Below are 25,616 nucleotides of genomic sequence, written 5' to 3'. Positions count from 1 at the left end.
GAAATTCAATTAACTTTACAAATCCCTACTAATTTGGTAAAATAAGCTTATGTTATAAAAACTGACATAAAGGAGAAAGAAGATGAATACAAAAAAGCGTGTCCTTGGTACAGGGTTGACTTTTGCTGCTGCTTTGCTTTTAGCTGCTTGCGGTCAATCAGGTTCAGATACAAAAACTTACTCATCAACCTTTAGTGGAAATCCAACTACATTTAACTATTTATTAGACTACTACGCTGACAATACATCAATTATAACTAACCTAGTTGATGGTTTGCTTGAGAATGACAACCACGGAAATCTAGTTCCATCTTTGGCAGAAGACTGGTCTGTTTCGAGCGACGGTCTGACTTATACCTACAAATTGAGAAAAGATGCCAAATGGTTCACAGCTGACGGTGAAGAGTACGCCCCAGTCAAGGCACAGGACTTTGTGACAGGGATCAAGTACGCAGTTGACAATAAATCACAGGCCATTGACTTGATTCAAAACTCGATCAAGGGCTTGAATGATTATATTACAGGAGCGGATTCTGACTTTTCTAAGGTTGGTGTGAAGGCGATTGATGACCAGACTGTTGAGTATACTTTGACACGCCCAGAGCCATACTGGAACTCAAAAACAACCAACAGTATTCTTTTCCCAGTAAATGAAGAGTTTCTAAATTCAAAAGGGAAAGATTTTGGTACCCTATCTCCAGATAGTATTCTCTACAGTGGACCTTATTTGTTAAAAGACTTCACATCAAAATCATCTATTGAGTATGTGAAAAATCCGCATTACTACGATCATGACAAAGTATCAATTGAACACGTAAAATTGGCTTACTTTGATGGTTCAGACCAAGAATTGACCATCCGCAACTTTGAAAGTGGAGCTTATTCTATCGCTGGGGTTTATCCAAATAGTTCTAACTTTGCTAAAACTAAGGAAAAATATAAGGATAATATCGTCTATAGCCTGCAGGACAAGACTTCTTGGTACTTCAATTTCAACGTCAATCGTAAGGCTTACAACCATACATCTAAAACGACAGATGAGCAGAAGAAGTCAACTGAGTCAGCTGTCTTGAACAAGAACTTCCGCCAAGCGGTGAACTTTGCCTTGGACCGCACAGCCTATTCTGCTCAGTCAAATGGGGAAGAAGCAGCTAGCAAGACCCTTCGCAACACCCTAGTTCCTCCTACCTTTGTTCAAGTTGGAGACAAGACCTTTGGAGAAGTAGTCGCTTCTAAATTGGTCAACTATGGAACAGAGTGGGCAGGTATGAACCTAGCAGATGCGCAGGATGCCTATTTTAACAAAGAAAAAGCCCAAGCAAAATTTGCAGAAGCCAAAAAAGACTTGGCAAGTCAAGGTGTGACCTTCCCAATTCACTTGGATATAGCTGTTGATCAAACAAATAAAAATGCTGTGACTGGTATGAATTCTGTGAAACAGACTCTTGAGTCTGTTTTAGGTGCTGATAATCTTGTTATTGACGTTCAGCAACTCTCTACAGATGAGTACAATAATGTAGCCTTCTTGGCTCCTACTCCCAATGCAAGAGATTATGATTTAAGTTTTGATGGTTGGGTAGCGGATTATCAGGATCCATCTACTTACCTCAATCCTTTCAATGCAGAGGATGGATTCTATCTCAAGATTTTTGGTCTAGATGCCCAGGAAGATAAAGCGAAGATTACTAGCCTAGGTTTGGATACTTACACTAAAATGCTCAAAGATGCGGATAGTGAAAATAAAGATGTAAGCAAACGCTATGAGAAATATGCTGAAGCACAGGCTTGGATGATTGATAACTCTCTTATTATGTCAGCAATGTCAGGAGGAGGGACTGCTTCTGTGACCAAAGTGATACCATTTACAAGAGGATACTCATTGGTCGGTATCAAGGGGGACGGTTATAACTATAAGTATATGAAACTGCAAAAAGATACTGTTACGACTAAACAGTATGAAGAAGCCAAGACTAAATGGGAGCAAGAAAGCAAAAAAGCAATCGAAAAAGCTCAAAAAGAAGCAGAAAATCATGTGAAATAAGATACAATAGGGAAGTATTCTATGAAGACAATCATCATTTTTGATGCTTGTCTTTTTGATTTAATTTACTCATTACATTTCTAATTTTGTCTATATTATTTGAAAGTCCAGTCAAAACTATGTAAATATTGTCTTGTTATCGTAAGTCTATTACTAACTTTATTAGTTTTGTACATAACTTATACTCTTTAAACCACGTCAGCTTCGCCTTGCCGTGGTTTGAAGAGATTTTCAAAGAGTATTAAATGGCAAAACTCCTGAAAATTTGCAAGAACAGGCTATCTCTTTTGTAGGTACAGACATCTACGAAAAATTAATCAAAGATTATACAGAGAAAGATAGGACACTATCGTTATTATGATATGTACCAAGTCATTGGAGTAGCTTTGCAGTGTGTAAGAAATGAGTTAGATTAAACAAATCAAACTGCTTACAGTATCTATTCAGAAATATAATTGATAAATCCTTGACTATCTAAAGTAGTTGAGGATTTTTGTTATTATTCATATTTTTGCAAACAAGATGTTTAAAAAATAATTTTCAAAGATTCTGAAAATTCTGTTGACAATGTTTGAAAAAGAGGCTATAATGGATAGAAAAATGAAGGAGAAGTTTATGAAAACAAGGAAAGTATTGGCTCTTGCGGGAGTAACTTTATTAGCTGCAGGTGTCTTAGCGGCTTGTTCTGGTGGTTCTGGTGCTAAAGGTGAGCAGACTTTTGCATTTACCTACGAGACAGACCCAGATAATCTTAACTACTTAACAACTGGTAAGGCAGCGACTGCTGACATTACTAGTAATGTGATTGATGGATTGCTTGAAAATGATAAATACGGGAACCTTATTCCCTCAATGGCAGAGGATTGGTCAGTTTCTAAGGATGGCTTGACTTATACTTATAAGATTCGTCAGGACGCCAAGTGGTATACATCTGAGGGAGAAGAGTATGCTCCTGTTAAGGCTCAAGACTTTGTAACAGGTCTTAAATATGCAACAGATAAGAAATCAGAAGCCCTTTACTTGGTACAAGATTCAATTAAAGGTTTGGACGCCTACGCTAAAGGGGAAAATAAAGATTTCTCTCAAGTTGGGATTAAAGCCCTTGACGATCAAACAGTCCAATATACTTTGAACAAACCTGAAAGTTTTTGGAATTCTAAAACAACAATGGGTGTCTTGGCACCAGTTAATGAAGAGTTTTTGAACTCAAAAGGGGATGATTTTGCTAAAGCGACAGATCCAAGTAGTATCTTGTATAATGGTCCTTATTTGTTGAAATCCATTGTAACCAAATCTGCTGTTGAATTTGCTAAAAATCCTAACTACTGGGATAAGGAAAATGTCCATATTGACAAAGTTAAATTGTCATTCTGGGATGGGCAAGATACTAGTAAACCTGCAGAAAACTTTAAAGATGGTAGTCTTTCAGCAGCTCGTCTCTATCCAACAAGTGCAAGTTTCGCAGAGCTTGAGAAGAGTATGAAAGACAATATTGTCTATACTCAACAGGACTCTACAACTTATGTAGTGGGGACAAACATCGACCGTCAGTCCTATAAATATACTTCTAAGACTAGCGAAGAACAAAAGACATCTACTAAAAAGGCTCTCTTGAACAAAGATTTTCGTCAGGCTATTGCCTTTGGATTTGATCGTACAGCCTATGCCTCTCAGCTGAATGGACAAACTGGAGCAAGCAAAATCTTGCGTAATATTTTTGTTCCACCAACATTTGTCCAAGCAGATGGTAAGAATTTTGGTGATATGGTCAAAGAAAAATTGGTGACTTATGGGGATGAATGGAAGGATATTAATCTTGCTGATGCACAAGATGGTCTTTACAATCCAGAAAAAGCCAAGGCAGAATTTGCTAAAGCTAAATCAGCCCTACAAGCTGAGGGAGTACAATTCCCAATTCACCTGGATATGCCTGTTGACCAAACAGCAACTACAAAAGTTCAGCGCGTCCAATCTATGAAACAATCCTTGGAAGCGACTTTAGGAACTGATAATGTCATTATTGATATCCAACAATTGCAAAAAGATGAAGTGCTTAATGTAACTTTATTTGCACAGACTGCTGCTGGTGAGGATTGGGATCTTTCTGATAACGTTGGATGGGGACCAGACTTCTCAGATCCATCAACTTATCTTGATATCATCAAACCTTCTGTGGGGGAAAATACGAGAACTTACCTAGGATTTGATTCAGGAAAAGACAATGAGGCTGCTAAGAAGGTTGGTCTCAATGATTATGATAAAATGGTCAATGAAGCAGGGGAAGAAACTACAGACGTTACAAAACGTTATAACAAGTATGCCGAAGCTCAAGCTTGGTTGACAGATAGTGCCCTAGTCATTCCAACGACATCTCGTACAGGACGTCCAATCTTGTCTAAGATGGTACCATTTACTTTACCTTTCGCTTTCGCAGGTAACAAGGGGACAAGCGATCCGCTCCGATACAAATACCTTGAACTTCAAGACAAGGCAGTCACAGCAGATGAGTATCAAAAAGCTCAAGATAAATGGATGAAAGAAAAAGAAGAATCCAATAAAAAAGCGCAAGAAGAACTTGCAAAACATGTGAAATAAGATAAAAAAGAAGTTAGTTTTTAGCTGACTTCTTTTGGTTTCTAGAAAATAGATTGATGGCTATTCTATTTTTAATATTGCGAAATATATTTTATTATAGAAAAAATCCTGAGCCTTGAACTCAGGATTTTCTTTTTACTGTTGTGGTTGTTGTTGAACTGGTGGATTTTGTGGTGTTGGTTGTACTGGTTGGACGGCTTGACCAGCTTGTCCTTGATTTGGATCAGTTGCTGGAGCATTATTGGGTTGTTGCCCAACCGTCGTATTTGCTTGAGTAGTTGAACTTTCAGTTGTTGTAGAGGAATTCTCTACTGACTGTGTTTGTTGTGTAGCTGGTGTATTCCAACTATTTCTTGCTCCGTTTTGGAAGACAAACTCTCCATTTCTGTATAAGCCATCTGGCATTGTCCAATCTCCAGGGTGGTTATCTTCTGAGAGGTAGGTCATCATTGATCGATAGACTCTACCAGCTACGAGGAAACCATCTCCAATGATTGGAGTGAGACGATTTGAGTAACCAGTCCAAACAGCCATTGCATATTTGCGAGTATAACCTACAAACATTTCATCTGGAGCTACGTAGCCAGTGTTCTTGATATGCTTTTCAATTTCGTCGTCAGTATAGTTAGAAGTACCTGTCTTACCTGCTTGTGGAAGCCATGGTAGGTAGGCTCCACGTCCAGTTCCATAAACTAAGACAGTTTTCATCATTTCGGTCATCATATAGGCAGTGGTTTCTTTCATAGCTCGTGTGCCAGCGTCTGAAAATTCTTTTTCACTACCATCACTGAAGACGATTTTATTTATATACATTGGTTTATGGTAAATTCCACCATTAGCAAAAGCTGCATAGGCAGCAGCCATTTTTTCACTACTTGCACCGTATTTTTTGTTGGATTCAGGTGTATTACTTGAAATGGCATTGGCATAGTGTATGCTTGGATAGTCAATACCTAATCCATTGAGGAAGGTTTTGGCTCTGTCCAAACCAACCTTATTAAGAGTTTCAACGGCTGTGACATTACGTGACTGTTGAAGAGCGTACTGAATTGTAATATTTCCAAAGTAGCCATGGTCCCAGTTGTAGACTGGAATATCAGTACCAGGATAATTATAAGGAACGTCATGTACAATAGTTGCAGTAGAGTCATAAACTCCATACTCTAACGCGGGAGCATAGTCAGTAATTGGTTTCATAGTAGAACCCCAGTCACGGTTTGTTTCCACGGCTTGGTTGATGCCGAAAGATACATTACTTGATTGGTGACGGGCCCCTAACTGAGCAAGTACTTTACCATTTGTTACATCTACGATAGTGGATGCTACTTGGATTTCATCATCTGGGTAAGCAACATACTCATCTGTGTTATAAACATCCCAAAGTCGCTTTTGAACATCTTTGTCCACATTTGTGTAGACATCCATACCTGTAGTAAGAAGGTTGTAACCAGTTTCTTGTTCTACTTGGTCGATTACTTCTTTGAGGTAGTTATCCATATAAGCTGGGTAACTATTGGCTGATTTCAAGCTCTGAAGACCGTCAGTGATAGGAGTATTAATTGCTTTCTCATACTGTTCTGCACTGATGTAATTTTGGTCTTTCATTTCTGAAAGTACTAAATTACGACGTTCGAGAGCGGCTTCTGGATGGGAATACGGATCATATTGGTTCGGTGCCTGAGGCATTCCAGCTAGGAGTGCTAACTGCGGCAAGCTTAATTCTTTCAAATCTTTTCCGTAGTAATTTTGGGCTGCGGTTTGCATTCCATAATTACCGTTAGACATGTAGACTTTATTGATGTAATAGGTCAGGATTTCTTGCTTAGTTGCTTTTTGTTCTAATTGAACGGCTAGCCAAGCTTCTTGAGCTTTACGTGACAAAGTTTGATCAGCAGTTGAAGTTGAGAAATAAGTTAATTTAATTAATTGCTGAGTCAAGGTTGAAGCACCTTGGAGCCCTCCTCTTCCTTGGAGATTTCGTAATGTTGCACCCATGATACGGATGGTATCAACACCTCTATGATCAAAGAAGCGGTGATCTTCGATTGAGACAATAGCTTTGACCAAATTAGTGGGAATTTCATTGGCTTGAGCATTTACGCGACGTTCAGATCCAAGGTCAGCAATCAATTCGTTCTTGTTGTCATAAATTTTGCTGGAAGTTGTCGCAACTAATTTACTTTCAGATAAGGCTGGAGCCTTGCTAACAAAGTAGAGGAAAACACCACCACCTAATAGAAATATTGCGATAAATAAGGTAAGGAATGTAATTCCCATATACTTTAAGAATCGCAGAATAATTTGTTTGTTCATCTTGTTTTACCACCTAGTAAATGTTCTTTGATAATGTCGAGATAGGGAATTTGAGGGAAGGCTCCCTGTTTTACTAAATATCCGTTTTCCCGAATATATCCAAGTGGCATTGATTTTTGCCCCTTATCTTGATGATAAAAGCGAATCAAATCAAGTGCCGGTAACAAGTAAGTTTCTTGTTGAGAAGAAAAATGAAGTAGAACGAAGCAAATGCCCTGCTGTTCCAGAACTTGTTCCATATGTTGAATCTGATGAAGATGGAAGTTTTTTAGTGGAATAGCATTTTTTTGTCGTGTTTCCTTGGCTTCAAAGTCAATGTAATGTCCTCTATATACGCCAGAGTAATCCGTTGTGGAAGCCTGTCTAAAATAGGCCTCTACAATTTTAGCTCGACTACGTTGAGGATAGTCTACTCGAACGATCTGAACAGGCGTCGGTTTTTTATGGATAACGGCCATGCCATGTGTCAGATAGTAGTCGTTGGTAGCGTTAATCATCTTTTCAAAAGTCATTCCTCGATTTGCGAAATTTTTTGGTTGAGAAATAGATATTTGGCTTTTTTTTGATGAAATTTTATGAGGATAGTTGACCATATTTCTCCTTATTGGTACAATAACATCACTCTATTATACCATAAAGTATAAAGAAAGGTGTAAAAATGACTAGAGCTTTGATTATGGGCTATTCTAGCTTTGATTTGGGTGTCTTTAACGAAAAAGATATCAGGTTAAAAATTATAAAGAAAGCGATTAGAAGAGATTTAGAAAACTTAGCAGAAGAAGGGCTTAAATGGCTGGTCTTTACAGGGAATTTGGGATTTGAATCTTGGGTTCTGGATGTCGCAAATGAAATGAAGGACGAGTATGATTTCAGCCTAGCGACTATTTTTGATTTTGAAACACACGGGGAAAATTGGAATGAAGCTAATCAGCTTAAACTTGGCCAATTTAAGCAGGTAGATTTCGTTAAATATGCCTATCCCAAATATGAACATGTGGGCCAACTGCGTGATTACCAACGATTTTTACTGGAAAATACTGATTTAGCCTATTTTTTCTATGATCCAGAAAATGAGACAAAATTAAAATTTATGGACAAGCTGATGACAAATCAGGAAGGCTATCGTATAAAAAGGCTAACCTTTGAAGACTTAAATGAGCTGGCAGAAAATTTTTCTGAAAAGTAAGCCTTTGACCTTGATTTTTGTTTGCCTTTTTTTATATAATAATACTATTAGAAATCGAGAATGGAGAGAGAGATGGCAAGTATTATTTTTTCAGCAAAAGATATTTTTGAACAAGAGTTTGGACGTGAAGTCCGTGGGTATAGTAAGGTTGAAGTTGATGAATTTTTGGACGATGTCATCAAGGACTATGAAACTTATGCTGCTCTAGTCAAGTCTCTCCGTCAAGAAATTGCTGAGTTGAAGGAAGAATTATCTCGTAAACCGAAACCTTCACCAGTTCAAACAGAACCTCTTGAAGCGGCAACTACAAGCTCTATGACGAATTTTGATATTTTGAAACGCTTGAATCGTCTCGAAAAAGAAGTGTTTGGTAAACAAATTTTAGATAACTCTGATCTATAAGAGCTTATTTGAAAAGTGCAATTTTTGGATAATCGCGTGGAGAGAATTTCTTTTCATGAGGAAAGTCCATGCTAGCACAGGCTGTGATGCCTGTAGTGTTTGTGCTAGGCGAACTCATAAGCCTAGGGACGAGAAATCGTTACGGCAGTTGAAATGGCTAAGTCCTTGGATAGGTCAGAGTAGGCTTGAAAGTGCCACAGTGACGGAGTCTTTCTGGAAACGGAGAGAGTGGAACGCGGTAAACCCCTCAAGCTAGCAACCCAAATTTTGGTCGGGGCATGGAGTGCACGGAAACGAACGTAGTACTCTGACTACTATCAGCTCTATGCTGTTAGTGGTAGACAGATGATTATCGAAGGAAGTGGTCCTAGTCACTTCTGGAACAAAACATGGCTTATAGAAAATTGCATATAGGTTGGGGCTGAGAAAACTTTCTCAACCTCATTTTTTAAAGTGGACATATAGAAAGGTCTTATAAGACTGTAACATGAAAAAAGAATTTAATTTAATCGCGACTGCTGCAGCGGGTCTTGAAGCTGTTGTGGGACGAGAAATGCGAGAGTTGGGCTATGATTGTCAGGTTGAAAACGGCCGTGTTCGTTTTCAAGGAGATGCAAGAGCCATTATCGAAACCAACCTCTGGCTTCGAGCAGCAGACCGTATCAAGATTATTGTAGGCACATTCCCTGCTAAGACTTTTGAGGAGCTGTTTCAGGGAGTATTTGCCCTAGATTGGGAAAATTATTTACCACTTGGAGCTCGGTTCCCAATTTCAAAAGCTAAATGTGTTAAATCTAAACTACACAATGAACCAAGTGTGCAAGCTATTTCAAAGAAGGCTGTTGTCAAGAAATTGCAGAAACACTATGCTCGTCCAGAAGGTGTTCCTCTGATGGAAACTGGTCCTGAATTTAAGATTGAGGTATCTATTCTCAAAGATGTAGCAACTGTCATGATTGATACGACAGGCTCCAGTCTCTTTAAACGTGGCTATCGTACCGAAAAAGGTGGGGCTCCTATCAAGGAAAACATGGCGTCAGCTATTTTACAACTTTCTAACTGGTATCCAGACAAGCCTTTGATTGATCCGACCTGTGGTTCGGGGACTTTCTGTATTGAAGCGGTTATGATTGCCAGAAAGATGGCGCCTGGTCTTCGTCGCTCCTTTGCATTTGAGGAATGGAACTGGGTCAGCGATCGTTTGATCCAAGAAGTTCGCACAGAGGCAGCTAAGAAAGTAGATCGTGAGTTGGAACTAGATATTATGGGCTGTGATATTGATGCTCGCATGGTGGAAATTGCAAAGGCCAATGCCCAGGCAGCAGGGGTTGCAGGAGATATTATCTTTAAGCAGATGCGCGTGCAGGATTTACGTTCCGATAAGATCAATGGGGTGATTATTTCCAATCCACCTTATGGGGAACGTTTGTCAGATGATGCAGGGGTTACTAAGCTTTATGCTGAAATGGGGCAAGTATTTGAACCGCTGAAAACTTGGAGCAAATTTATCCTAACTAGTGATGAAGCTTTTGAGGCCAAGTATGGTAGTCAAGCAGACAAGAAACGTAAGTTGTACAATGGAACCTTAAAAGTTGATTTATATCAATATTTTGGTCAGCGTGTTAAACGCCAGGAAGTAAAGTAGAAAGGAAAACTCATGAGTAAGAAAAGACGGAATCGTCATAAAAAAGAAGGTCAAGAAGCGCGATTTGATTTTGATGATGCCAAAGAGCTAACAGTTGGAGAAGCTATGCGTAAAAATGAAGAAGTGGAAGCAGGGATCCTACCTGAAGATTCCATTTTGGATAAGTATGTCAAGCAACACAAAGATGAAATTGAGGCAGATAAATTTGCGACCCGCCAATACAAAAAAGAGGAGTTAATCGAAAAAGAAGAGGCAGAGGTAGAGCAACCCCAGACTCTGGATAATTTACTTCAAGAGCTTCGTGAGGAAACAGGAGTAACTTCTCCAGAACTAGAAAATGAATTGAGTCAGTTTGATGATCTAGAATTCACACGTGTTGCAGAAGCTCCTCTTGCCGAAGAATTTGAGACTGAAGAAATACAATTGTTTGGAGAGGAAGAAGTTCCAACATTTTCTCGAGTAACGGATAGTGAAGATGAAAAAAGTAAGAAGAAATGGGTGATTTATGGGGTTCTAGCAGCCTTATCTGTTCTTATCCTTGGAACTGCTTATTATGTCTATCGTCAAGTAGCACGTTCGACAAAGGAAATTCAGACTTCTCAATCAACCACAAACTCGCAGGCAGAAGTGGAAGAATTTAATAATTTATATGATACTTTCTACACAGATAGCAATAAAACGGCTTTGAAAAATAGCCAGTTTGATAAGTTGAGCCAACTGAAGACCCTGCTTGATAAGCTGGAAGGTAGTCGTGAACATACGCTTGCCAAATCTAAGTATGATAGTCTAGCAACGCAAATCAAGGCCATTCAAGATATTAATGCAAAATTTGAAAAACCAGCTATTGTTGATGGTGTTTTGGATACCAATGCCAAAGCTAAATCTGATGCTAAATTTACAGATATTAAAACTGGGAATACGGAGCTTGATAAAGTGCTTGATAAGGCTATCAGCCTTGGTAAGAGCCAGCAAACAAGTGCTTCAAGCTCAAGTTCAAGTCAAACTAGCAGTTCAAACTCTAGTCAAGCCAGCTCAAATACGACAAGTGAGACAAAACCAAGTAGTTCAAATACGGCCTCAAATGAGACTAGAAGTTCTCGTAGTGAAGTCAATATGGGTCTCTCGAGTGCAGGGGTTGCTGTTCAAAGAAGTGCTAGTCGTGTTGCCTATAATCAGTCTGCTATTGATGATAGTAACAACTCTGCCTGGGATTTCGCGGATGGTGTCTTGGAACAAATTCTAGAGACTTCACGTTCACGTGGCTATATCACTGGAAATCAATACATCCTTGAACGTGTCAATATCGTTAATGGCAATGGTTATTACAACCTCTACAAGCCAGATGGAACCTATCTCTTTACCCTTAACTGTAAGACAGGATACTTTGTTGGAAATGGTTCTGGACATGCGGATGACTTGGACTACTAAGTGGTCGTTACAAAATTCTTTCTTTTCAAAAGTAAAAATGATAAAATAAAACAAATCAAACAAGAGGAGTGTCATATGACAAAAGCTAACTTTGGTGTCGTAGGTATGGCCGTAATGGGCCGTAACCTTGCCCTTAATATTGAATCTCGTGGTTACACAGTTGCTATCTACAACCGTAGTAAAGAAAAAACTGAAGATGTAATTGCTTGCCATCCTGAAAAGAACTTTGTACCAAGCTATGACGTTGAAAGTTTTGTAAACTCAATCGAAAAACCTCGTCGTATCATGCTGATGGTTCAAGCTGGACCTGGTACAGATGCTACTATCCAAGCCCTTCTTCCGCACCTTGACAAGGGTGATATCTTGATTGACGGAGGAAACACTTTCTACAAAGATACCATCCGTCGTAATGAAGAATTGGCAAACTCAGGTATCAACTTTATCGGTACTGGGGTTTCTGGTGGTGAAAAAGGTGCCCTTGAAGGTCCTTCTATCATGCCTGGTGGACAAAAAGAAGCCTACGAATTGGTTGCTGACGTTCTTGAAGAAATCTCAGCTAAAGCACCAGAAGATGGCAAACCATGTGTGACTTACATCGGTCCTGATGGAGCTGGTCACTATGTGAAAATGGTTCACAACGGTATCGAGTATGGTGATATGCAATTGATCGCAGAAAGCTATGACTTGATGCAACACTTGCTAGGCCTTTCTGCAGAAGATATGGCTGAAATCTTTACTGAGTGGAACAAGGGTGAATTGGACAGCTACTTGATTGAAATCACAGCTGATATCTTGAGCCGTAAAGACGATGAAGGTCAAGACGGACCAATCGTAGACTACATCCTTGATGCTGCAGGTAACAAGGGAACTGGTAAATGGACTAGTCAATCATCACTTGACCTTGGTGTACCATTGTCACTCATCACTGAGTCAGTGTTTGCACGTTACATCTCTACTTACAAAGAAGAACGTATACATGCTAGCGAGGTCCTTCCAAAACCAGCTGCCTTCAAATTTGAAGGAGACAAGGCTGAGTTGATTGAAAAAATCCGTCAAGCTCTTTACTTCTCAAAAATCATTTCATACGCACAAGGTTTTGCTCAATTGCGTGTAGCTTCTAAAGAAAACAACTGGAACTTGCCATTTGCAGACATCGCATCTATCTGGCGTGATGGCTGTATCATCCGTTCTCGTTTCTTGCAAAAGATTACAGATGCTTACAACCGTGATGCAGACCTTGCTAACCTTCTTTTGGATGAGTACTTCTTGGATGTTACTGCTAAGTACCAACAAGCAGTGCGTGATATCGTAGCTCTTGCGGTTCAAGCTGGTGTACCAGTGCCAACTTTCTCAGCAGCTATGACTTACTTTGATAGCTACCGTTCAGCTGACCTTCCAGCTAACTTGATCCAAGCGCAACGTGACTACTTTGGTGCCCACACTTACCAACGTAAAGACAAAGAAGGAACATTCCACTACTCTTGGTATGACGAAAAATAAGTAGGTCTGCCATGGGGAAACGGATTTTATTACTTGAGAAAGAAAGAAATCTAGCTCATTTTTTAAGTTTGGAACTCCAAAAAGAGCAATACCGAGTTGATCAGGTTGAGGAGGGGCAAAAAGCCCTCTCCATGGCTCTTCAGACAGACTATGACTTGATTTTATTGAATGCTCATCTGGGAGATATGACAGCCCAGGATTTTGCAGATAAGCTGAGTCGGACTAAGCCAGCTTCAGTCATCATGGTCTTGGACCATCGTGAAGAATTGCAAGACCAGCTTGAGACAATCCAACGCTTTGCCGTTTCTTACATCTATAAGCCAGTTATTATTGAAAATCTGGTAGCTCGTATTTCAGCGATTTTCCGAGGTCGGGACTTTATCGATCAACACTGTAGTCAGATGAAGGTTCCAACGTCTTACCGCAATCTGCGTATGGATGTAGAACATCATACCGTTTATCGTGGCGAGGAGATGATTGCTCTGACGCGTCGTGAGTATGACCTTTTGGCCACTCTTATGGGAAGCAAGAAAGTTCTGACTCGTGAGCAGTTGTTGGAAAGTGTCTGGAAGTATGAAAGTGCGACCGAAACCAATATCGTGGATGTTTATATCCGTTATCTACGTAGCAAGCTTGATGTAAAAGGTCAAAAAAGTTACATTAAAACCGTGCGTGGTGTTGGTTACACCATGCAAGAATAGAAAAGCAGTTGCAGTTTTGTAACTGCTTTTTTTGAGAAGTTTCTATATATTGACATAAAATAAAGTCTTTGCTACAATCAGTTATGGAGGATAGGTCTAATGAAAATAATAAAAAAATTGATGCAAATCGCATTAGCAGTCTTTTTCTTCGGTTTGCTAGCGACAAGTGCAGTATTGGCGGATGATGCTGATTCAGAAGGTTGGAAATTTGTCCAAGAAAATGGTAGAACCTACTACAAGAAGGGGGAACTCAAAGAAACCTACTGGCGAGTGATTGATGGTAAAACCTATTATTTTGATCATGTATCAGGAGAGATGGTTGTTGGCTGGCAATACATCCCGTTTCCATCTAAAGGTAGTACAATTGGTCCTTACCCAAATGGTTTAAGATTAGAATCTATGCCAATGCCAGAATGGTACTACTTTGACAAAAATGGAGTGCTACAAGAGTTTGTTGGTAAGCAAGTTTTAGAAGCAAAAACTGCTACAAATACCAACAAACATCATGGGGAACAATATGATAGTCCAGCAGAGAAACGAGTCTATTATTTTGAAGATCAGCGTAGCTATCACACTTTAAAAACTGGTTGGATTTATGACGAGGGTCATTGGTATTATTTACAAAAGAGTGGTGGCTTCGATGCTCGTATCGACAGTTTGACGGTTGGGGAGCTAGTGCGTGGCTGGACCAATGACAACTCAACTTGGTACTATCTAGATCCAACAACTGCTGCAATGCAAACTGGTTGGAAACAACTTGGCAATAAGTGGTACTACCTCCGTTCATCAGGATCTATGGCGACTGGTTGGTATCAAGAAGGCTCAACTTGGTATTATTTAGACCAGTCAAATGGAGATATGAAAACAGGCTGGCAATACCTTGGCAACAAGTGGTACTATCTTCGTTCATCAGGATCTATGGTCACTGGTTGGTTCCAGGTCGGTAGTAAATGGTACTACGCCTATAACTCAGGTACTTTGGCAGTAAATACGACTGTAGATGGCTATTCTATCAACTATAATGGCGAATGGGTTCAATAATGAAAGAAGCGATTGTGAATGGAAACAATCGCTTTTTTTGTGAAAATATAATAAAATAGATAGGAGAGAATAAATACTTGTAGGAAAAAATAATACTCTTCGAAAATCTCTTCAAACAACGTCAGCGTCGCCTTACCGTACTCAAGTACAGCCTGCGGCTAGCTTCCTAGTTTGCTTTTTGATTTTCATTGAGTATGAGACGGCTTTTTCGTCTAGTAAAAGGATAACATGACAAAAAAAGTTGGTGTCGGTCAGGCACATAGTAAGATTATTTTAATAGGGGAACATGCAGTCGTTTACGGTTATCCTGCCATTTCCCTGCCTCTTTTGGAGGTGGAGGTAACTTGTAAAGTAGTTCCTGCAGCGAGTCCTTGGCGTCTCTATGAGGAGGATACTTTGTCCATGGCGGTTTATGCTTCGCTGGAGTATTTGGATATTAAAGAAGCCTGCATTCGCTGTGAGATTGACTCGGCTATCCCTGAAAAACGGGGAATGGGTTCGTCAGCTGCTATCAGCATAGCGGCCATTCGTGCGGTTTTTGACTACTATCAGGCAAATCTGCCTCATGATGTACTAGAAATCTTGGTCAATCGGGCTGAGATGATTGCTCATATGAATCCAAGTGGTTTGGATGCCAAGACCTGTCTCAGTGACCAACCTATTCGCTTTATCAAGAACGTAGGATTTACAGAGCTTGAGATGGATCTATCCGCCTATTTGATAATTGCCGATACGGGTGTTTATGGTCATACTCGTGAAGCCATCCAAGTGGTTCAAAATAAGGGCAAGGATGCCCTACCATTTTTGCATGCCTTGGGAGAATTAACCCAGCAGGCAGAAGAAGCGATTTCACGAAAAGATGCTGAAGGACTGGGGCAAATTCTCAGTCAAGCGCATTTACATTTAAGAGAAATTGGTGTCAGTAGCCCTGAAGCAGACTCTTTGGTTGAAACGGCTCTTAACCATGGTGCTCTGGGTGCCAAGATGAGCGGTGGTGGGCTAGGAGGTTGTATTATCGCCTTGGCAACCAATTTGACTCAAGCACAAGAACTAGCAGAAAGATTAGAAGAGAAAGGAGCTGTTCAGACATGGATAGAGAGCCTGTAACAGTACGTTCCTACGCAAATATTGCTATTATCAAATATTGGGGAAAGAAAAAAGAAAAAGAGATGGTGCCTGCTACTAGCAGTATTTCTCTGACTTTGGAAAATATGTATACGGAGACGACCTTGTCGCCTTTACCGACGGATGCGATGGCTGATGCCTTTTATATCAATGGTCAATTACAAAATGAGGCTGAGCATGCCAAGATGAGTAAGATTATTGACCGCTACCGTCCAGCTGGTGAGGGATTTGTTCGTATTGATACTCAAAACAATATGCCTACCGCAGCGGGCTTGTCCTCAAGTTCTAGCGGTTTGTCCGCCTTGGTCAAGGCTTGTAATGCTTATTTTCAGCTTGGATTGACTCGGAGCCAGTTGGCACAGGAGGCTAAGTTTGCCTCAGGATCTTCCTCTCGAAGTTTTTATGGACCGCTAGGAGCCTGGGATAAGGATAGCGGAGAAATTTACCCTGTAGAGACAGACTTGAAACTAGCTATGATTATGTTGGTGCTAGAGGATAAGAAAAAACCAATCTCTAGCCGTGATGGGATGAAACTTTGTGTGGAAACCTCGACGACTTTTGATGACTGGGTGCGTCAGTCTGAGAAGGATTATCAGGATATGCTGGTTTATCTCAAGGAAAATGATTTTGCCAAGGTTGGGGAATTAACGGAGAAAAATGCTCTTGCTATGCACGCTACGACCAAAACAGCCTCACCAGCCTTTTCTTATCTGACCGATGCATCTTATGAAGCCATGGACTTTGTTCGTCAGCTCCGTGAGCAAGGAGAAGCCTGCTACTTTACCATGGATGCCGGTCCCAATGTTAAGGTCCTCTGTCAGGAGAAAGACTTGGAGCATTTATCTGAAATCTTCAGTCAACGTTATCGCTTGATTGTGTCAAAAACAAAGGATTTGAGTCAAGATGATTGCTGTTAAAACTTGTGGGAAACTCTATTGGGCGGGTGAGTATGCTATTCTAGAGCCAGGGCAGTTAGCCTTGATAAAGGATATTCCCATCTATATGAAGGGGGAGATTGCTTTTTCTGACAGTTACCGTATCTATTCGGATATGTTTGATTTCGCAGTAGACTTGACACCAAATCCTGATTACAGCTTGATTCAAGAAACGATTGTTTTGATGAATGACTTCCTCGCTGATCGTGGGCGGATCTTGCGACCTTTTTCTCTAGAAGTCCGAGGAAAAATGGAACGGGAAGGGAAAAAGTTTGGTCTAGGTTCTAGCGGTAGCGTCGTTGTCTTGGTTATCAAGGCTTTGCTGGCTCTGTATAATCTTTCGGTTGATCAGGAGCTCTTGTTCAAACTGGCTAGCGCGGTCTTGCTCAAGCGCGGAGACAATGGTTCTATGGGAGACCTTGCCTGTATTGTGGCAGAGGAATTGGTTCTTTACCAGTCATTTGATCGCCAGAAGGTAGCTACTTGGTTGGAAGAAGAAAACTTGGCGACAGTTCTGGAGCGTGATTGGGGCTTTTCTATCTCACAAGTGAAACCAACTTTAGAATGTGATTTCCTAGTGGGATGGACCAAGGAAGTAGCTGTGTCTAGTGATATGGTCAAGCAAATCAAGCAGAACATCAATCAGAATTTTTTAACTTCCTCAAAAGAAACAGTGGCTACTTTAGTAGAAGCCTTGGAGCAAGGAAAAGCCGAAAAAGTTATCGAGCAAGTAGAAGTAGCCAGTCAACTTTTAGAAGGCTTGAGCTCAGATATTTACACGCCATCTCTCAGACAACTGAAAGAAGCCAGTCAAGATTTGCAAGCTGTTGCCAAGAGTAGCGGTGCGGGTGGTGGTGACTGTGGGATTGCCTTGAGTTTTGATGTTCAATCAACTGAAACCTTAAAAAATCGTTGGGCCGATCTGGGGATTGAGCTCTTATACCAAGAAAGGATAGGACATGACGACAAATCGTAAGGACGAGCATATCCGCTATGCCCTTGAGCAGAAAAGTTCCTATAATAGCTTTGATGAGGTGGAGTTGATTCATTCTTCCTTGCCTCTTTACGACCTGGATGAAATCGATCTTTCCACAGAATTTGCTGGTCGAAAGTGGGATTTTCCTTTTTATATCAATGCCATGACAGGCGGAAGCGATAAGGGGAAAGAAATCAATCAAAAGCTGGCTCAGGTGGCGGAAGCCTGTGGGATTTTGTTTGTGACGGGTTCTTATAGCGCAGCCCTCAAAGATCCAGCAGATGACTCTTTTTCTGTCAAGTCTGATCATCCAAATCTCCTCCTTGGGACCAATATTGGATTAGACAAGCCTGTTGAGTTGGGACTTCGGACTGTAGAAGAGATGAATCCTCTTCTCCTGCAAGTGCATGTCAATGTCATGCAGGAATTACTCATGCCCGAAGGAGAAAGGAAGTTTAGAAACTGGCAATCGCATCTAGAAGACTACAGCAAGCAAATCTCCGTTCCAATTGTCCTCAAGGAAGTCGGCTTTGGGATGGATGTGAAGACCATCGAAAGAGCCTATGAACTGGGTGTTCGAACCTTTGACCTGTCAGGTCGTGGTGGCACCAGCTTTGCTTATATCGAAAACCGTCGCAGTGGTCAACGTGACTACCTCAATCAATGGGGTCAGTCTACTATGCAAGCCCTTCTCAATGCCCAAGACTGGAAAGACAAGGTTCAACTCTTGGTCAGTGGAGGCGTTCGGAATCCGTTGGATATGATTAAGTGTTTGGTCTTTGGTGCCAAGGCTGTGGGACTGTCTCGAACAGTTCTGGAATTGGTTGAAACTTATTCAGTCGAAGAAGTGATTGACATTGTCCAAGGCTGGAAAGCGGATCTACGCTTAATCATGTGTGCTCTGAATTGTGCTACCATAGCAGATTTGCAAAGTGTAGATTACATTCTTTATGGAAAATTAAAAGAAGCAAATGATCAGATGAAAAAGGCGTAACCACCGCCTTTTTTCCATCTTCAGACCGAGGTGACTTTTTTGAATTGTGATAAAATAGAAGGGAGAGGATCAACCTATGAGAAAATTTAAAATCTTTTTATTTATCGAAGCCTGCCTTTTGACGGGAGCTCTGATTTTGATGGTGTCAGAGCATTTTTCACGTTTTCTGCTGATTCTATTCCTCTTTTTGCTTTTGATTCGCTATTACACTGGTAAAGAGGGCAATAATCTTCTGTTAGTAGTGGCAAGCATTCTCTTCTTTTTCATCGTCATGCTCAACCCCTTTGTGATTCTAGCTATTTTTGTTGCGGTCATATACAGCCTTTTTCTTATTTATCCGATGATGAACCAGGAAAAGGAGCAGACCAATTTGGTGTTTGAAGAGGTAGTGACGGTTAAGAAGGAAAAAAATCGTTGGTTTGGAAATCTCCATCATTTTTCAAGTTACCAGACTTGCCAGTTTGATGATATCAATCTTTTTCGCCTCATGGGCAAGGACACTATTCATCTGGAGAGGGTGATTTTAACCAATCATGACAATGTCATTATTCTCAGAAAGATGGTAGGTACGACCAAAATCATTGTGCCTGTAGATGTGGAAGTAAGCCTCAGCGTTAACTGTCTCTATGGGGATTTGACTTTCTTCAACCAGCCCAAGCGAGCCCTCCGTAATGAACACTATCATCAAGAAACAAGAGACTATCTCAAGAGTAACAAGAGCGTCAAGATTCTCTTGACCACTATGATTGGCGATGTGGAGGTGGTTAGAGGATGAAAAAACAAGCTTATGTAATCATTGCCATTACCTCCTTCCTCTTTGTCTTATTTCTCTCCCACAGTTTACTGGAAATCCTTGATTTTGACTGGTCAATTTTCTTGCACGATGTCGAAAAAACAGAAAAATTTGTTTTTTTGTTATTGGTCTTCAGCATGTCCATGACCTTTCTCTTAGCCCTGTTTTGGCGAGGTGTGGAAGAGCTTTCTCTAAGAAAAATGCAGGCTAATATCAAGCGTTTGTTGGCAGGACAAGAAGTGGTTCAGGTTGCAGATCCAGATTTGGATGCCAGTTTCAAGTCCTTGTCAGGGAAACTTAACCTCTTGACAGAGGCTCTTCAAAAAGCTGAAAATCACAGTCTTACTCAGGAAGAGGAAATCATCGAGAAAGAACGAAAGCGCATTGCTCGGGATTTGCACGATACGGTCAGTCAGGAGTTGTTTGCGGCCCACATGATTTTGTCAGGTATCAGTCAGCAGGCTTTGAAATTGGATAGAGAAAAGATGCAGACCCAGTTGCAGAGTGTCACAGCTATTTTAGAAACCGCTCAGAAGGATTTGCGGGTCTTGCTTTTGCATTTGCGACCAGTTGAACTGGAGCAGAAGAGTCTGGTTGAAGGGATTCAAATCCTCTTAAAAGAGCTTGAGGACAAGAGTGATCTCAAGGTTAGTCTCAAGCAAAATGTGACGAAATTACCCAAGAAGATTGAGGAGCATATTTTCCGTATCCTGCAAGAGTTAATCAGCAATACCCTCCGCCATGCCCAGGCCTCTTGTTTGGATGTCTATCTCTATCAGACGGATCTTGAATTGCAGCTGAAGGTGGTGGATAATGGGATTGGTTTCCAATTGGGGAGCTTAGATGACTTGAGTTATGGACTCCGCAATATCAAGGAGCGGGTCGAAGATATGGCAGGGACGGTTCGGTTATTGACAGCTTCCAAGCAAGGATTAGCAGTTGATATCCGCATTCCCCTGCTCGATAAGGAATGATAAAGGAGTAAAGATGAAAATTTTACTAGTAGATGACCATGAAATGGTCCGATTGGGCTTGAAAAGCTACTTTGACCTCCAAGACGATGTAGAAGTTGTGGGCGAGGCGGCAAACGGGTCTCAAGGTATTGACTTGGCCTTGAAATTGCGTCCAGATGTTATTGTCATGGATATCGTCATGCCTGAGATGAATGGGATTGACGCAACCTTAGCCATTCTCAAAGAATGGCCTGAAGCCAAAATATTAATTGTTACATCTTACTTAGACAATGAAAAAATCATGCCTGTCTTAAATGCTGGTGCCAAAGGCTATATGCTTAAGACTTCTAGTGCAGATGAATTGCTCCATGCTGTCCGCAAGGTAGCTGCTGGGGAGTTAGCCATTGAGCAAGAGGTCAGCAAGAAGGTCGAATACCACCGCAATCACATAGAACTACATGAGGACCTGACTGCGCGTGAGCGAGATGTGCTTCAACTCATCGCCAAGGGCTACGAAAATCAGCGTATCGCAGACGAACTCTTTATCTCTCTCAAGACGGTCAAGACCCACGTGTCCAACATTCTTGCCAAACTTGAGGTCAGCGATCGCACCCAGGCAGCGGTCTATGCCTTTCAGCACCACTTGGTCGGGCATGAGGAGTTTTAGTAATTATATAAAATAATGTCAGAGCAATGACTTAATTTAGTATCAAAGAAGCGAGTAAGTGCCACTAGCGTGATAAAATATTTTTTTCACAATATTTTTATGTTATTTGTTGACATTCATTTTATAGGGGAGTAGAATAGAGTTATAAATAGATAAAACAATATATTGACTATAAAAAAGATTGATATAAACTCAAAAGAAGGTTAAAATCATGTCCCTGTAAATTATTAAAATAAGGTCACTAGAGCGTTAAGGTCTTTATTTCATCGCTTTAAGATCGCTATAATAATATGGTCAAACTAACTCTATCTCACAGTTTCAATTCGTGGAGGAATAGCTATGAAAAAATCTAAACTACTTACACTTGGTTTACTTGCAGGTGCTGGTCTACTTTTGTCTATCAATCAAGCACAAGCTGCAGATACTTGGGTTAAAAATGGTGCTGACTGGAATCTTTCACAAGATGGCAGTCTCGCTAAAAACAAATGGGTACAAAACGCAGGTTCTTGGTACCACTTTGACGGTTCTGGTAACATGCAGACAGGCTGGCTCAAAGATGGGAATACATGGTATTCGCTCGCAGACAGTGGCGCTATGCGTACTGGCTGGTACAAGGACGGAAATACATGGTACTCACTAGCAGATAGTGGTGCTATGCGTACAGGTTGGTACAAAGAAGGGTCTACATGGTATTACCTCAAAGACAGTGGCGCTATGGCAACAGGATGGGCGACTGCAAATGGTGAATGGTCTTACTTTGAAAAATCAGGTGCTATGGTCGCAGACAGAGCTGTTCCAGCCAGCGATGGAGAAAGTTATATCATTGGTAAGGATGGCTATCTGTTAACCAAACTCCCTAGTCAGGTTGAACAATCTCAAGCGGATGATACAATTATCACAAATATTGTTACTTTGTCTGATGGTTATGATTATCACCTTATTTATACAAAAGATGGAGTCATTGTTGAAAAGAATGCCTGGTACATCAAACCAGAGTTTAAAAAGTTTTCTAATAAATATGGGGATCACGTGTCAAATACGATGTTGGCTTTAACAGATAATAAAGATCAAGGACAGGAAATTGATCCTAAAGCTGTTATAAAGAATTTCCAAAACTTACCAAACAGGTATTACTTTGGGGCAGATGGTCGTCGAGTAACAAATTTACCAGAAATGACTACCTATTCAGAGATTAAAAAAGTTGGAAATGATGTCTATTTAGAAAATCCAGGTGCACGACTTTTTCTTGGAGCTACCAGCTTCACAATCAATAATAATAAACTATATTACTTAGATGGTGCTAATGACAAACTCAAAACAGGTTATTTTGCATTGATTGATGATAGACCAAGCTATCATCACTATCATATTCTTGTTTATGCAGACCAATCTAGTGAAATTCTTAAAATGAAACGATTGCCAACAGGAATTTCAGATTATCTTAATAAAGAAATTGACGGTTTCTACGGTCAAACTGTTAAAATCGATAGTAAGACAGGAAATGTTTCTGTTGTGAAATAAGACGTCTGACATAGTAAAACGAAAAAGCGAACAGCTTTGTATACTAGGAAGTCATGTTCGCTTTTATTCATAAAATAATAGTTACTATTAGCCCTCTGTTTCAAAAAAATCTACTTGATAATAATCACGAACTTCTTTTTTCATTTCCTCTAGTAATCGACTTTCATCTGTTGATTCGAGTAAGGATAGTCCTTTATTAATCATGGCATGATCTTCATTAACGATTCCCAGACGTACTTGAGCTACACCTAATAAATCGTATCGTTTCATTTTTTTTGATAAATCAAGACATTCTTGAATTAAGCATAGACAGGCATCTTTCTTCCCTGCTTCAAGATACATTCGTGTCATATTGGCTAGAATGGAGTAATGAATACTTTGAACTGGGCGATAATCTGTGTATTTATTTAGAGATTTTACAAGTCTTTGACGTAGCATTTCTAGTGAATCAACAGGGAAATGGAAAATAATCATCACTAACAACCGTAAATCTGAGAGGAACCACTGATCTCTTTTTTCCAATTCTTTCCATAACTCTTCAGCCAAGGCTTGGGCTTTATCGGAAAACTGATTTTCAATCACTTCTATAAAAATGGTTAGTTCTTTCACAGCATGTTCTATTGGGATATCATTCTGCACTTCATCTAGATAAGTTTGACATTTTGATAGCAGTGTCTTCATTTCTTCTAGATTAGGTGAAGAAATGACTTGATAGTATTCTGAAAATAATTTCTTACGAGAATCCATTTGGTAATGTTGACAAATATAATGAAATTCATCGAAACACATATCAATTTGCCTCAACAACAACTCCATAGTATCATACCTAGGAGTAGAATGATTATTTTCAAACTTCGATAAGTTAGAATGAGTAATGTAGTCCCCACAGACCTCATTTTGTGTAATCCCTTTTGACTTACGAATGTATTTATAAACTGAACCAATATCCCACCGCATATTTTTGCCTCCAAAAATGTTCCAAAAGTAGAAGTTTTAAGAAAATATTTATATTTAGTATATCATAAAGGTGTGGGGTAGGCAATGATGATAGAAAGAAGGTGTTGGTTGACTCTTAAGGATTATTAGGAGTTATGTAGAATGTTTATGATGGAAAAATATTTTTTATAACTATTCAATAAAGGAGGAAATAACTATGAAAAAATCTAAACTTCTCACACTTGGTTTACTTGCAGGTGCTGGTCTACTTTTGTCTATCAATCAAGCACAGGCTGCAGATACTTGGGTTAAAAATGGTGCTGACTGGAATCTTTCACAAGATGGCAGTCTCGCTAAAAACAAATGGGTACAAAACGCAGGTTCTTGGTATCACTTCGATAGCACTGGTAATATGCAGACAGGCTGGCTCAAGGAAGGAAATACATGGTATTCGCTCGCAGACAGTGGCGCTATGCGTACTGGCTGGTACAAGGAAGGTAACACCTGGTACTCACTTGCAGATAGTGGCGCCATGCGCACAGGTTGGTACCAAGAAGGGTCTACATGGTATTACCTCAAAGGCAGTGGTGCTATGGCAACAGGATGGGCTACTGCAAATGGTCAATGGTCTTACTTTGAAAAATCAGGTGCTATGGTCGCAGATAGAGCTGTTCCAGCCAGTGATGGGGAAAGTTATGTCATTGGTAAGGATGGTTATATGTTAACCAGACTTCCAAGTGAAGTTGAACAAGATCCTTTTGATGATACAGTTATTACAGATATCGTTACTTTGTCTGATGGTTATGACTATCACCTTGTTCATAAGAAAGATGGAGTTGTTATCGAAAAGAATGCCTGGTATATCAAACCTATTGTTGAACGTTTTTCTTATCAAAAGATTGGCGATATAAAACTAAATACTTTAGATGCAATTACTGATAATAAAAAACCAGGGGAAGAAATTGATCCTAAAGCTGTCATAAAGAATTTCCAAAACTTACCAAATAAATATTACTTTGGAGCAGATGGTCGTAAGGTTGCGAGTCTACCAGAATTCACTACTCACTTCCCTATTCAAAAAGTTGGAACTGAACTTTATCTTAAAAATTCAAGTCCAGTTATTAGTCTAGAATCATCTGGATTTACAATTAATGACAACAAACTGTATCTAAGAGATGTCAATGATCATAATGGTAAACTTGTAACTGGATATTTCACAATGTTTATGGACGGATTATTATCTAAAGATCACCATATTTTGGGCTATGCAGATGAATCTGGTGAAATTGTGAAGATGAAAGTTTTACCTAATGATTTCCGTGATCATATTGAAAAAGGAATTTCAGGTTTTTATGGAGAAACTGTTCGATACGACGGTTCAACAGGAAATGTTTCTGTTGTGAAATAAGACGTCTGACAGAGTAAAACGAAAAAGCGAACAGCTTTGTTTACTAGGAAGTCATGTTCATTTCACTATAGAATAGGAGGAAATGGCTATGAAAAAATCTAAACTACTTACTCTTGGTTTGCTTGCAGGTGCTGGTCTGCTTTTGTCAATCAACCAAGCACAGGCTGCAGATACTTGGGTTAAAAATGGTTCTGACTGGAATCTTTCACAAGATGGCAGTCTTGCTAAAAATAAATGGGTACAAAATGCTGGTTCTTGGTACTATTTTGACGATTCTGGTAATATGCAGACAGGCTGGCTCAAAGACGGTGATACTTGGTACTCACTAGCAGATAGTGGCGCTATGCGTACTGGATGGTACAAGGAAGGCAATACCTGGTATTCACTAGCAGATAGTGGCGCTATGCGTACTGGATGGTACAAAGAAGGAAACACCTGGTACTATCTTCATTTTAG

Annotated in this window: 21 protein-coding genes, 1 other RNA gene and 2 pseudogenes; 21 read left to right on the top strand and 3 right to left on the bottom strand. The window is 40.1% G+C overall.

The features are described 5' to 3' along the window. The first annotated feature begins 82 nt into the window (after positions 1 to 82). The 3 genes and pseudogenes from SK642_RS07920 (at position 83) to SK642_RS07915 (ending at position 4,636) form a co-directional block, all read left to right on the top strand. Complete coding sequence (locus SK642_RS07920; RefSeq protein WP_033684295.1) at positions 83 to 2,041, top strand: peptide ABC transporter substrate-binding protein; 1,959 nt, start codon at positions 83 to 85, stop codon at positions 2,039 to 2,041. Positions 2,042 to 2,279: 238 nt separating this feature from the next. Further along, positions 2,280 to 2,378, top strand: a pseudogene (locus tag SK642_RS11000) (UDP-galactopuranose mutase); the annotation flags it as partial. Between the two features lie 278 nt (positions 2,379 to 2,656). Further along, the gene (locus tag SK642_RS07915; protein WP_033684294.1) at positions 2,657 to 4,636 is read left to right on the top strand and encodes a peptide ABC transporter substrate-binding protein; all 1,980 of its coding nucleotides are present in this window, start codon (positions 2,657 to 2,659) and stop codon (positions 4,634 to 4,636) included. 135 nt (positions 4,637 to 4,771) lie between these two features. Here the strand turns inward: SK642_RS07915 and pbp1a are convergent, their stop codons facing one another. After that, positions 4,772 to 6,949 (bottom strand): penicillin-binding protein PBP1A, encoded by a 2,178-nt coding sequence (pbp1a, locus tag SK642_RS07910; RefSeq protein WP_033684293.1) that lies wholly within the window; start codon positions 6,947 to 6,949, stop codon positions 4,772 to 4,774. Then, complete coding sequence (recU, locus tag SK642_RS07905) at positions 6,946 to 7,542, bottom strand: Holliday junction resolvase RecU (protein ID WP_033684292.1); 597 nt, start codon at positions 7,540 to 7,542, stop codon at positions 6,946 to 6,948. The genes pbp1a and recU overlap by 4 nt, the downstream gene beginning before the upstream one ends. Positions 7,543 to 7,607: 65 nt before the next feature. On the opposite strand from recU, the gene SK642_RS07900 reads away from it, so the two are divergent. From SK642_RS07900 to SK642_RS07830, 16 genes are all read left to right on the top strand, one after another. Then, the gene (locus tag SK642_RS07900) at positions 7,608 to 8,135 is read left to right on the top strand and encodes a DUF1273 domain-containing protein (protein ID WP_033684291.1); all 528 of its coding nucleotides are present in this window, start codon (positions 7,608 to 7,610) and stop codon (positions 8,133 to 8,135) included. A 72-nt stretch (positions 8,136 to 8,207) separates the two neighbouring features. Continuing rightward, positions 8,208 to 8,537 (top strand): cell division regulator GpsB, encoded by a 330-nt coding sequence (gene gpsB / locus SK642_RS07895; RefSeq protein ID WP_033684290.1) that lies wholly within the window; start codon positions 8,208 to 8,210, stop codon positions 8,535 to 8,537. A gap of 20 nt (positions 8,538 to 8,557) precedes the next feature. Next, an RNA gene (rnpB, locus tag SK642_RS10350) (RNase P RNA component class B) lies at positions 8,558 to 8,939 on the top strand. 85 nt (positions 8,940 to 9,024) lie between these two features. Continuing rightward, the gene (locus SK642_RS07890; RefSeq protein WP_033684289.1) at positions 9,025 to 10,182 is read left to right on the top strand and encodes a THUMP domain-containing class I SAM-dependent RNA methyltransferase; all 1,158 of its coding nucleotides are present in this window, start codon (positions 9,025 to 9,027) and stop codon (positions 10,180 to 10,182) included. A 12-nt stretch (positions 10,183 to 10,194) separates the two neighbouring features. Continuing rightward, positions 10,195 to 11,610: a cell division site-positioning protein MapZ gene (mapZ, locus tag SK642_RS07885; RefSeq protein ID WP_033684288.1), complete on the top strand. Its 1,416-nt coding sequence runs from the start codon at positions 10,195 to 10,197 to the stop codon at positions 11,608 to 11,610. A gap of 75 nt (positions 11,611 to 11,685) precedes the next feature. Further along, positions 11,686 to 13,110, top strand: coding sequence for an NADP-dependent phosphogluconate dehydrogenase (gndA, locus tag SK642_RS07880; protein WP_033684287.1), 1,425 nt, complete (start codon positions 11,686 to 11,688; stop codon positions 13,108 to 13,110). An 11-nt stretch (positions 13,111 to 13,121) separates the two neighbouring features. After that, the gene (locus SK642_RS07875) at positions 13,122 to 13,811 is read left to right on the top strand and encodes a response regulator transcription factor (RefSeq protein WP_033684286.1); all 690 of its coding nucleotides are present in this window, start codon (positions 13,122 to 13,124) and stop codon (positions 13,809 to 13,811) included. A 99-nt stretch (positions 13,812 to 13,910) separates the two neighbouring features. Next, entirely contained in the window at positions 13,911 to 14,852 is a 942-nt protein-coding gene (locus tag SK642_RS07870; RefSeq protein ID WP_033684285.1) for an N-acetylmuramoyl-L-alanine amidase family protein, read from the top strand. A gap of 228 nt (positions 14,853 to 15,080) precedes the next feature. Next, positions 15,081 to 15,959 (top strand): mevalonate kinase, encoded by an 879-nt coding sequence (gene mvk / locus SK642_RS07865; protein ID WP_033684283.1) that lies wholly within the window; start codon positions 15,081 to 15,083, stop codon positions 15,957 to 15,959. Beyond that, positions 15,941 to 16,894: a diphosphomevalonate decarboxylase gene (gene mvaD / locus SK642_RS07860; RefSeq protein ID WP_033684282.1), complete on the top strand. Its 954-nt coding sequence runs from the start codon at positions 15,941 to 15,943 to the stop codon at positions 16,892 to 16,894. Before mvk ends, mvaD begins: the two co-directional genes overlap by 19 nt. Beyond that, positions 16,881 to 17,888, top strand: coding sequence for a phosphomevalonate kinase (locus SK642_RS07855; RefSeq protein WP_033684281.1), 1,008 nt, complete (start codon positions 16,881 to 16,883; stop codon positions 17,886 to 17,888). Before mvaD ends, SK642_RS07855 begins: the two co-directional genes overlap by 14 nt. Beyond that, positions 17,872 to 18,882: a type 2 isopentenyl-diphosphate Delta-isomerase gene (gene fni / locus SK642_RS07850; protein WP_033684280.1), complete on the top strand. Its 1,011-nt coding sequence runs from the start codon at positions 17,872 to 17,874 to the stop codon at positions 18,880 to 18,882. The genes SK642_RS07855 and fni overlap by 17 nt, the downstream gene beginning before the upstream one ends. Positions 18,883 to 18,958: 76 nt before the next feature. Beyond that, a complete protein-coding gene (gene liaF / locus SK642_RS07845) occupies positions 18,959 to 19,657 on the top strand; it encodes a cell wall-active antibiotics response protein LiaF (protein ID WP_033684279.1) in 699 nt (232 codons plus the stop codon). Then, positions 19,654 to 20,649, top strand: coding sequence for a sensor histidine kinase (locus SK642_RS07840; RefSeq protein ID WP_033684277.1), 996 nt, complete (start codon positions 19,654 to 19,656; stop codon positions 20,647 to 20,649). The genes liaF and SK642_RS07840 overlap by 4 nt, the downstream gene beginning before the upstream one ends. A 13-nt stretch (positions 20,650 to 20,662) precedes the next feature. Then, positions 20,663 to 21,295: a response regulator transcription factor gene (locus SK642_RS07835; protein WP_033678156.1), complete on the top strand. Its 633-nt coding sequence runs from the start codon at positions 20,663 to 20,665 to the stop codon at positions 21,293 to 21,295. 339 nt (positions 21,296 to 21,634) lie between these two features. Next, entirely contained in the window at positions 21,635 to 22,816 is a 1,182-nt protein-coding gene (locus tag SK642_RS07830; protein WP_033684276.1) for an N-acetylmuramoyl-L-alanine amidase family protein, read from the top strand. Positions 22,817 to 22,903: 87 nt separating this feature from the next. Here SK642_RS07830 and SK642_RS07825 read toward each other — a convergent pair whose 3' ends face one another. Then, positions 22,904 to 23,773 carry a helix-turn-helix domain-containing protein gene (locus tag SK642_RS07825; protein ID WP_051734080.1) on the bottom strand — a complete coding sequence of 290 codons (870 nt, stop codon included), beginning with the start codon at positions 23,771 to 23,773 and terminating at the stop codon, positions 22,904 to 22,906. 196 nt (positions 23,774 to 23,969) lie between these two features. Between SK642_RS07825 and SK642_RS07820 the strand changes: the two genes are divergently transcribed. Further along, the gene (locus SK642_RS07820) at positions 23,970 to 25,160 is read left to right on the top strand and encodes an N-acetylmuramoyl-L-alanine amidase family protein (protein WP_033684275.1); all 1,191 of its coding nucleotides are present in this window, start codon (positions 23,970 to 23,972) and stop codon (positions 25,158 to 25,160) included. 88 nt (positions 25,161 to 25,248) lie between these two features. Further along, positions 25,249 to 25,616 (top strand): annotated as a pseudogene (locus SK642_RS07815) (N-acetylmuramoyl-L-alanine amidase family protein); the annotation flags it as partial.

The organism is Streptococcus mitis (assembly GCF_000722705.1).
Lineage (GTDB): Bacteria > Bacillota > Bacilli > Lactobacillales > Streptococcaceae > Streptococcus > Streptococcus mitis_P.
This window is presented reverse-complemented; position numbering and strand designations above follow the sequence as displayed.

Bases quoted from the DNA above. Each gene is read 5' to 3' on its own strand.
- SK642_RS07920 (WP_033684295.1), top strand. From the start codon at position 83: ATGAATACAAAAAAGCGTGTCCTTGGTACAGGGTTGACTTTTGCTGCT.
- SK642_RS07840 (WP_033684277.1), top strand. From the start codon at position 19,654: ATGAAAAAACAAGCTTATGTAATCATTGCCATTACCTCCTTCCTCTTT.
- SK642_RS07890 (WP_033684289.1), top strand. From the start codon at position 9,025: ATGAAAAAAGAATTTAATTTAATCGCGACTGCTGCAGCGGGTCTTGAA.
- SK642_RS07835 (WP_033678156.1), top strand. From the start codon at position 20,663: ATGAAAATTTTACTAGTAGATGACCATGAAATGGTCCGATTGGGCTTG.
- recU (WP_033684292.1), bottom strand. From the start codon at position 7,542: ATGGTCAACTATCCTCATAAAATTTCATCAAAAAAAAGCCAAATATCT.
- SK642_RS07870 (WP_033684285.1), top strand. From the start codon at position 13,911: ATGAAAATAATAAAAAAATTGATGCAAATCGCATTAGCAGTCTTTTTC.
- SK642_RS07830 (WP_033684276.1), top strand. From the start codon at position 21,635: ATGAAAAAATCTAAACTACTTACACTTGGTTTACTTGCAGGTGCTGGT.
- pbp1a (WP_033684293.1), bottom strand. From the start codon at position 6,949: ATGAACAAACAAATTATTCTGCGATTCTTAAAGTATATGGGAATTACA.
- mapZ (WP_033684288.1), top strand. From the start codon at position 10,195: ATGAGTAAGAAAAGACGGAATCGTCATAAAAAAGAAGGTCAAGAAGCG.
- mvk (WP_033684283.1), top strand. From the start codon at position 15,081: ATGACAAAAAAAGTTGGTGTCGGTCAGGCACATAGTAAGATTATTTTA.
- SK642_RS07900 (WP_033684291.1), top strand. From the start codon at position 7,608: ATGACTAGAGCTTTGATTATGGGCTATTCTAGCTTTGATTTGGGTGTC.
- SK642_RS07820 (WP_033684275.1), top strand. From the start codon at position 23,970: ATGAAAAAATCTAAACTTCTCACACTTGGTTTACTTGCAGGTGCTGGT.
- mvaD (WP_033684282.1), top strand. From the start codon at position 15,941: ATGGATAGAGAGCCTGTAACAGTACGTTCCTACGCAAATATTGCTATT.
- gndA (WP_033684287.1), top strand. From the start codon at position 11,686: ATGACAAAAGCTAACTTTGGTGTCGTAGGTATGGCCGTAATGGGCCGT.
- fni (WP_033684280.1), top strand. From the start codon at position 17,872: ATGACGACAAATCGTAAGGACGAGCATATCCGCTATGCCCTTGAGCAG.
- SK642_RS07875 (WP_033684286.1), top strand. From the start codon at position 13,122: ATGGGGAAACGGATTTTATTACTTGAGAAAGAAAGAAATCTAGCTCAT.
- gpsB (WP_033684290.1), top strand. From the start codon at position 8,208: ATGGCAAGTATTATTTTTTCAGCAAAAGATATTTTTGAACAAGAGTTT.
- SK642_RS07915 (WP_033684294.1), top strand. From the start codon at position 2,657: ATGAAAACAAGGAAAGTATTGGCTCTTGCGGGAGTAACTTTATTAGCT.
- SK642_RS07825 (WP_051734080.1), bottom strand. From the start codon at position 23,773: ATGCGGTGGGATATTGGTTCAGTTTATAAATACATTCGTAAGTCAAAA.
- SK642_RS07855 (WP_033684281.1), top strand. From the start codon at position 16,881: ATGATTGCTGTTAAAACTTGTGGGAAACTCTATTGGGCGGGTGAGTAT.
- liaF (WP_033684279.1), top strand. From the start codon at position 18,959: ATGAGAAAATTTAAAATCTTTTTATTTATCGAAGCCTGCCTTTTGACG.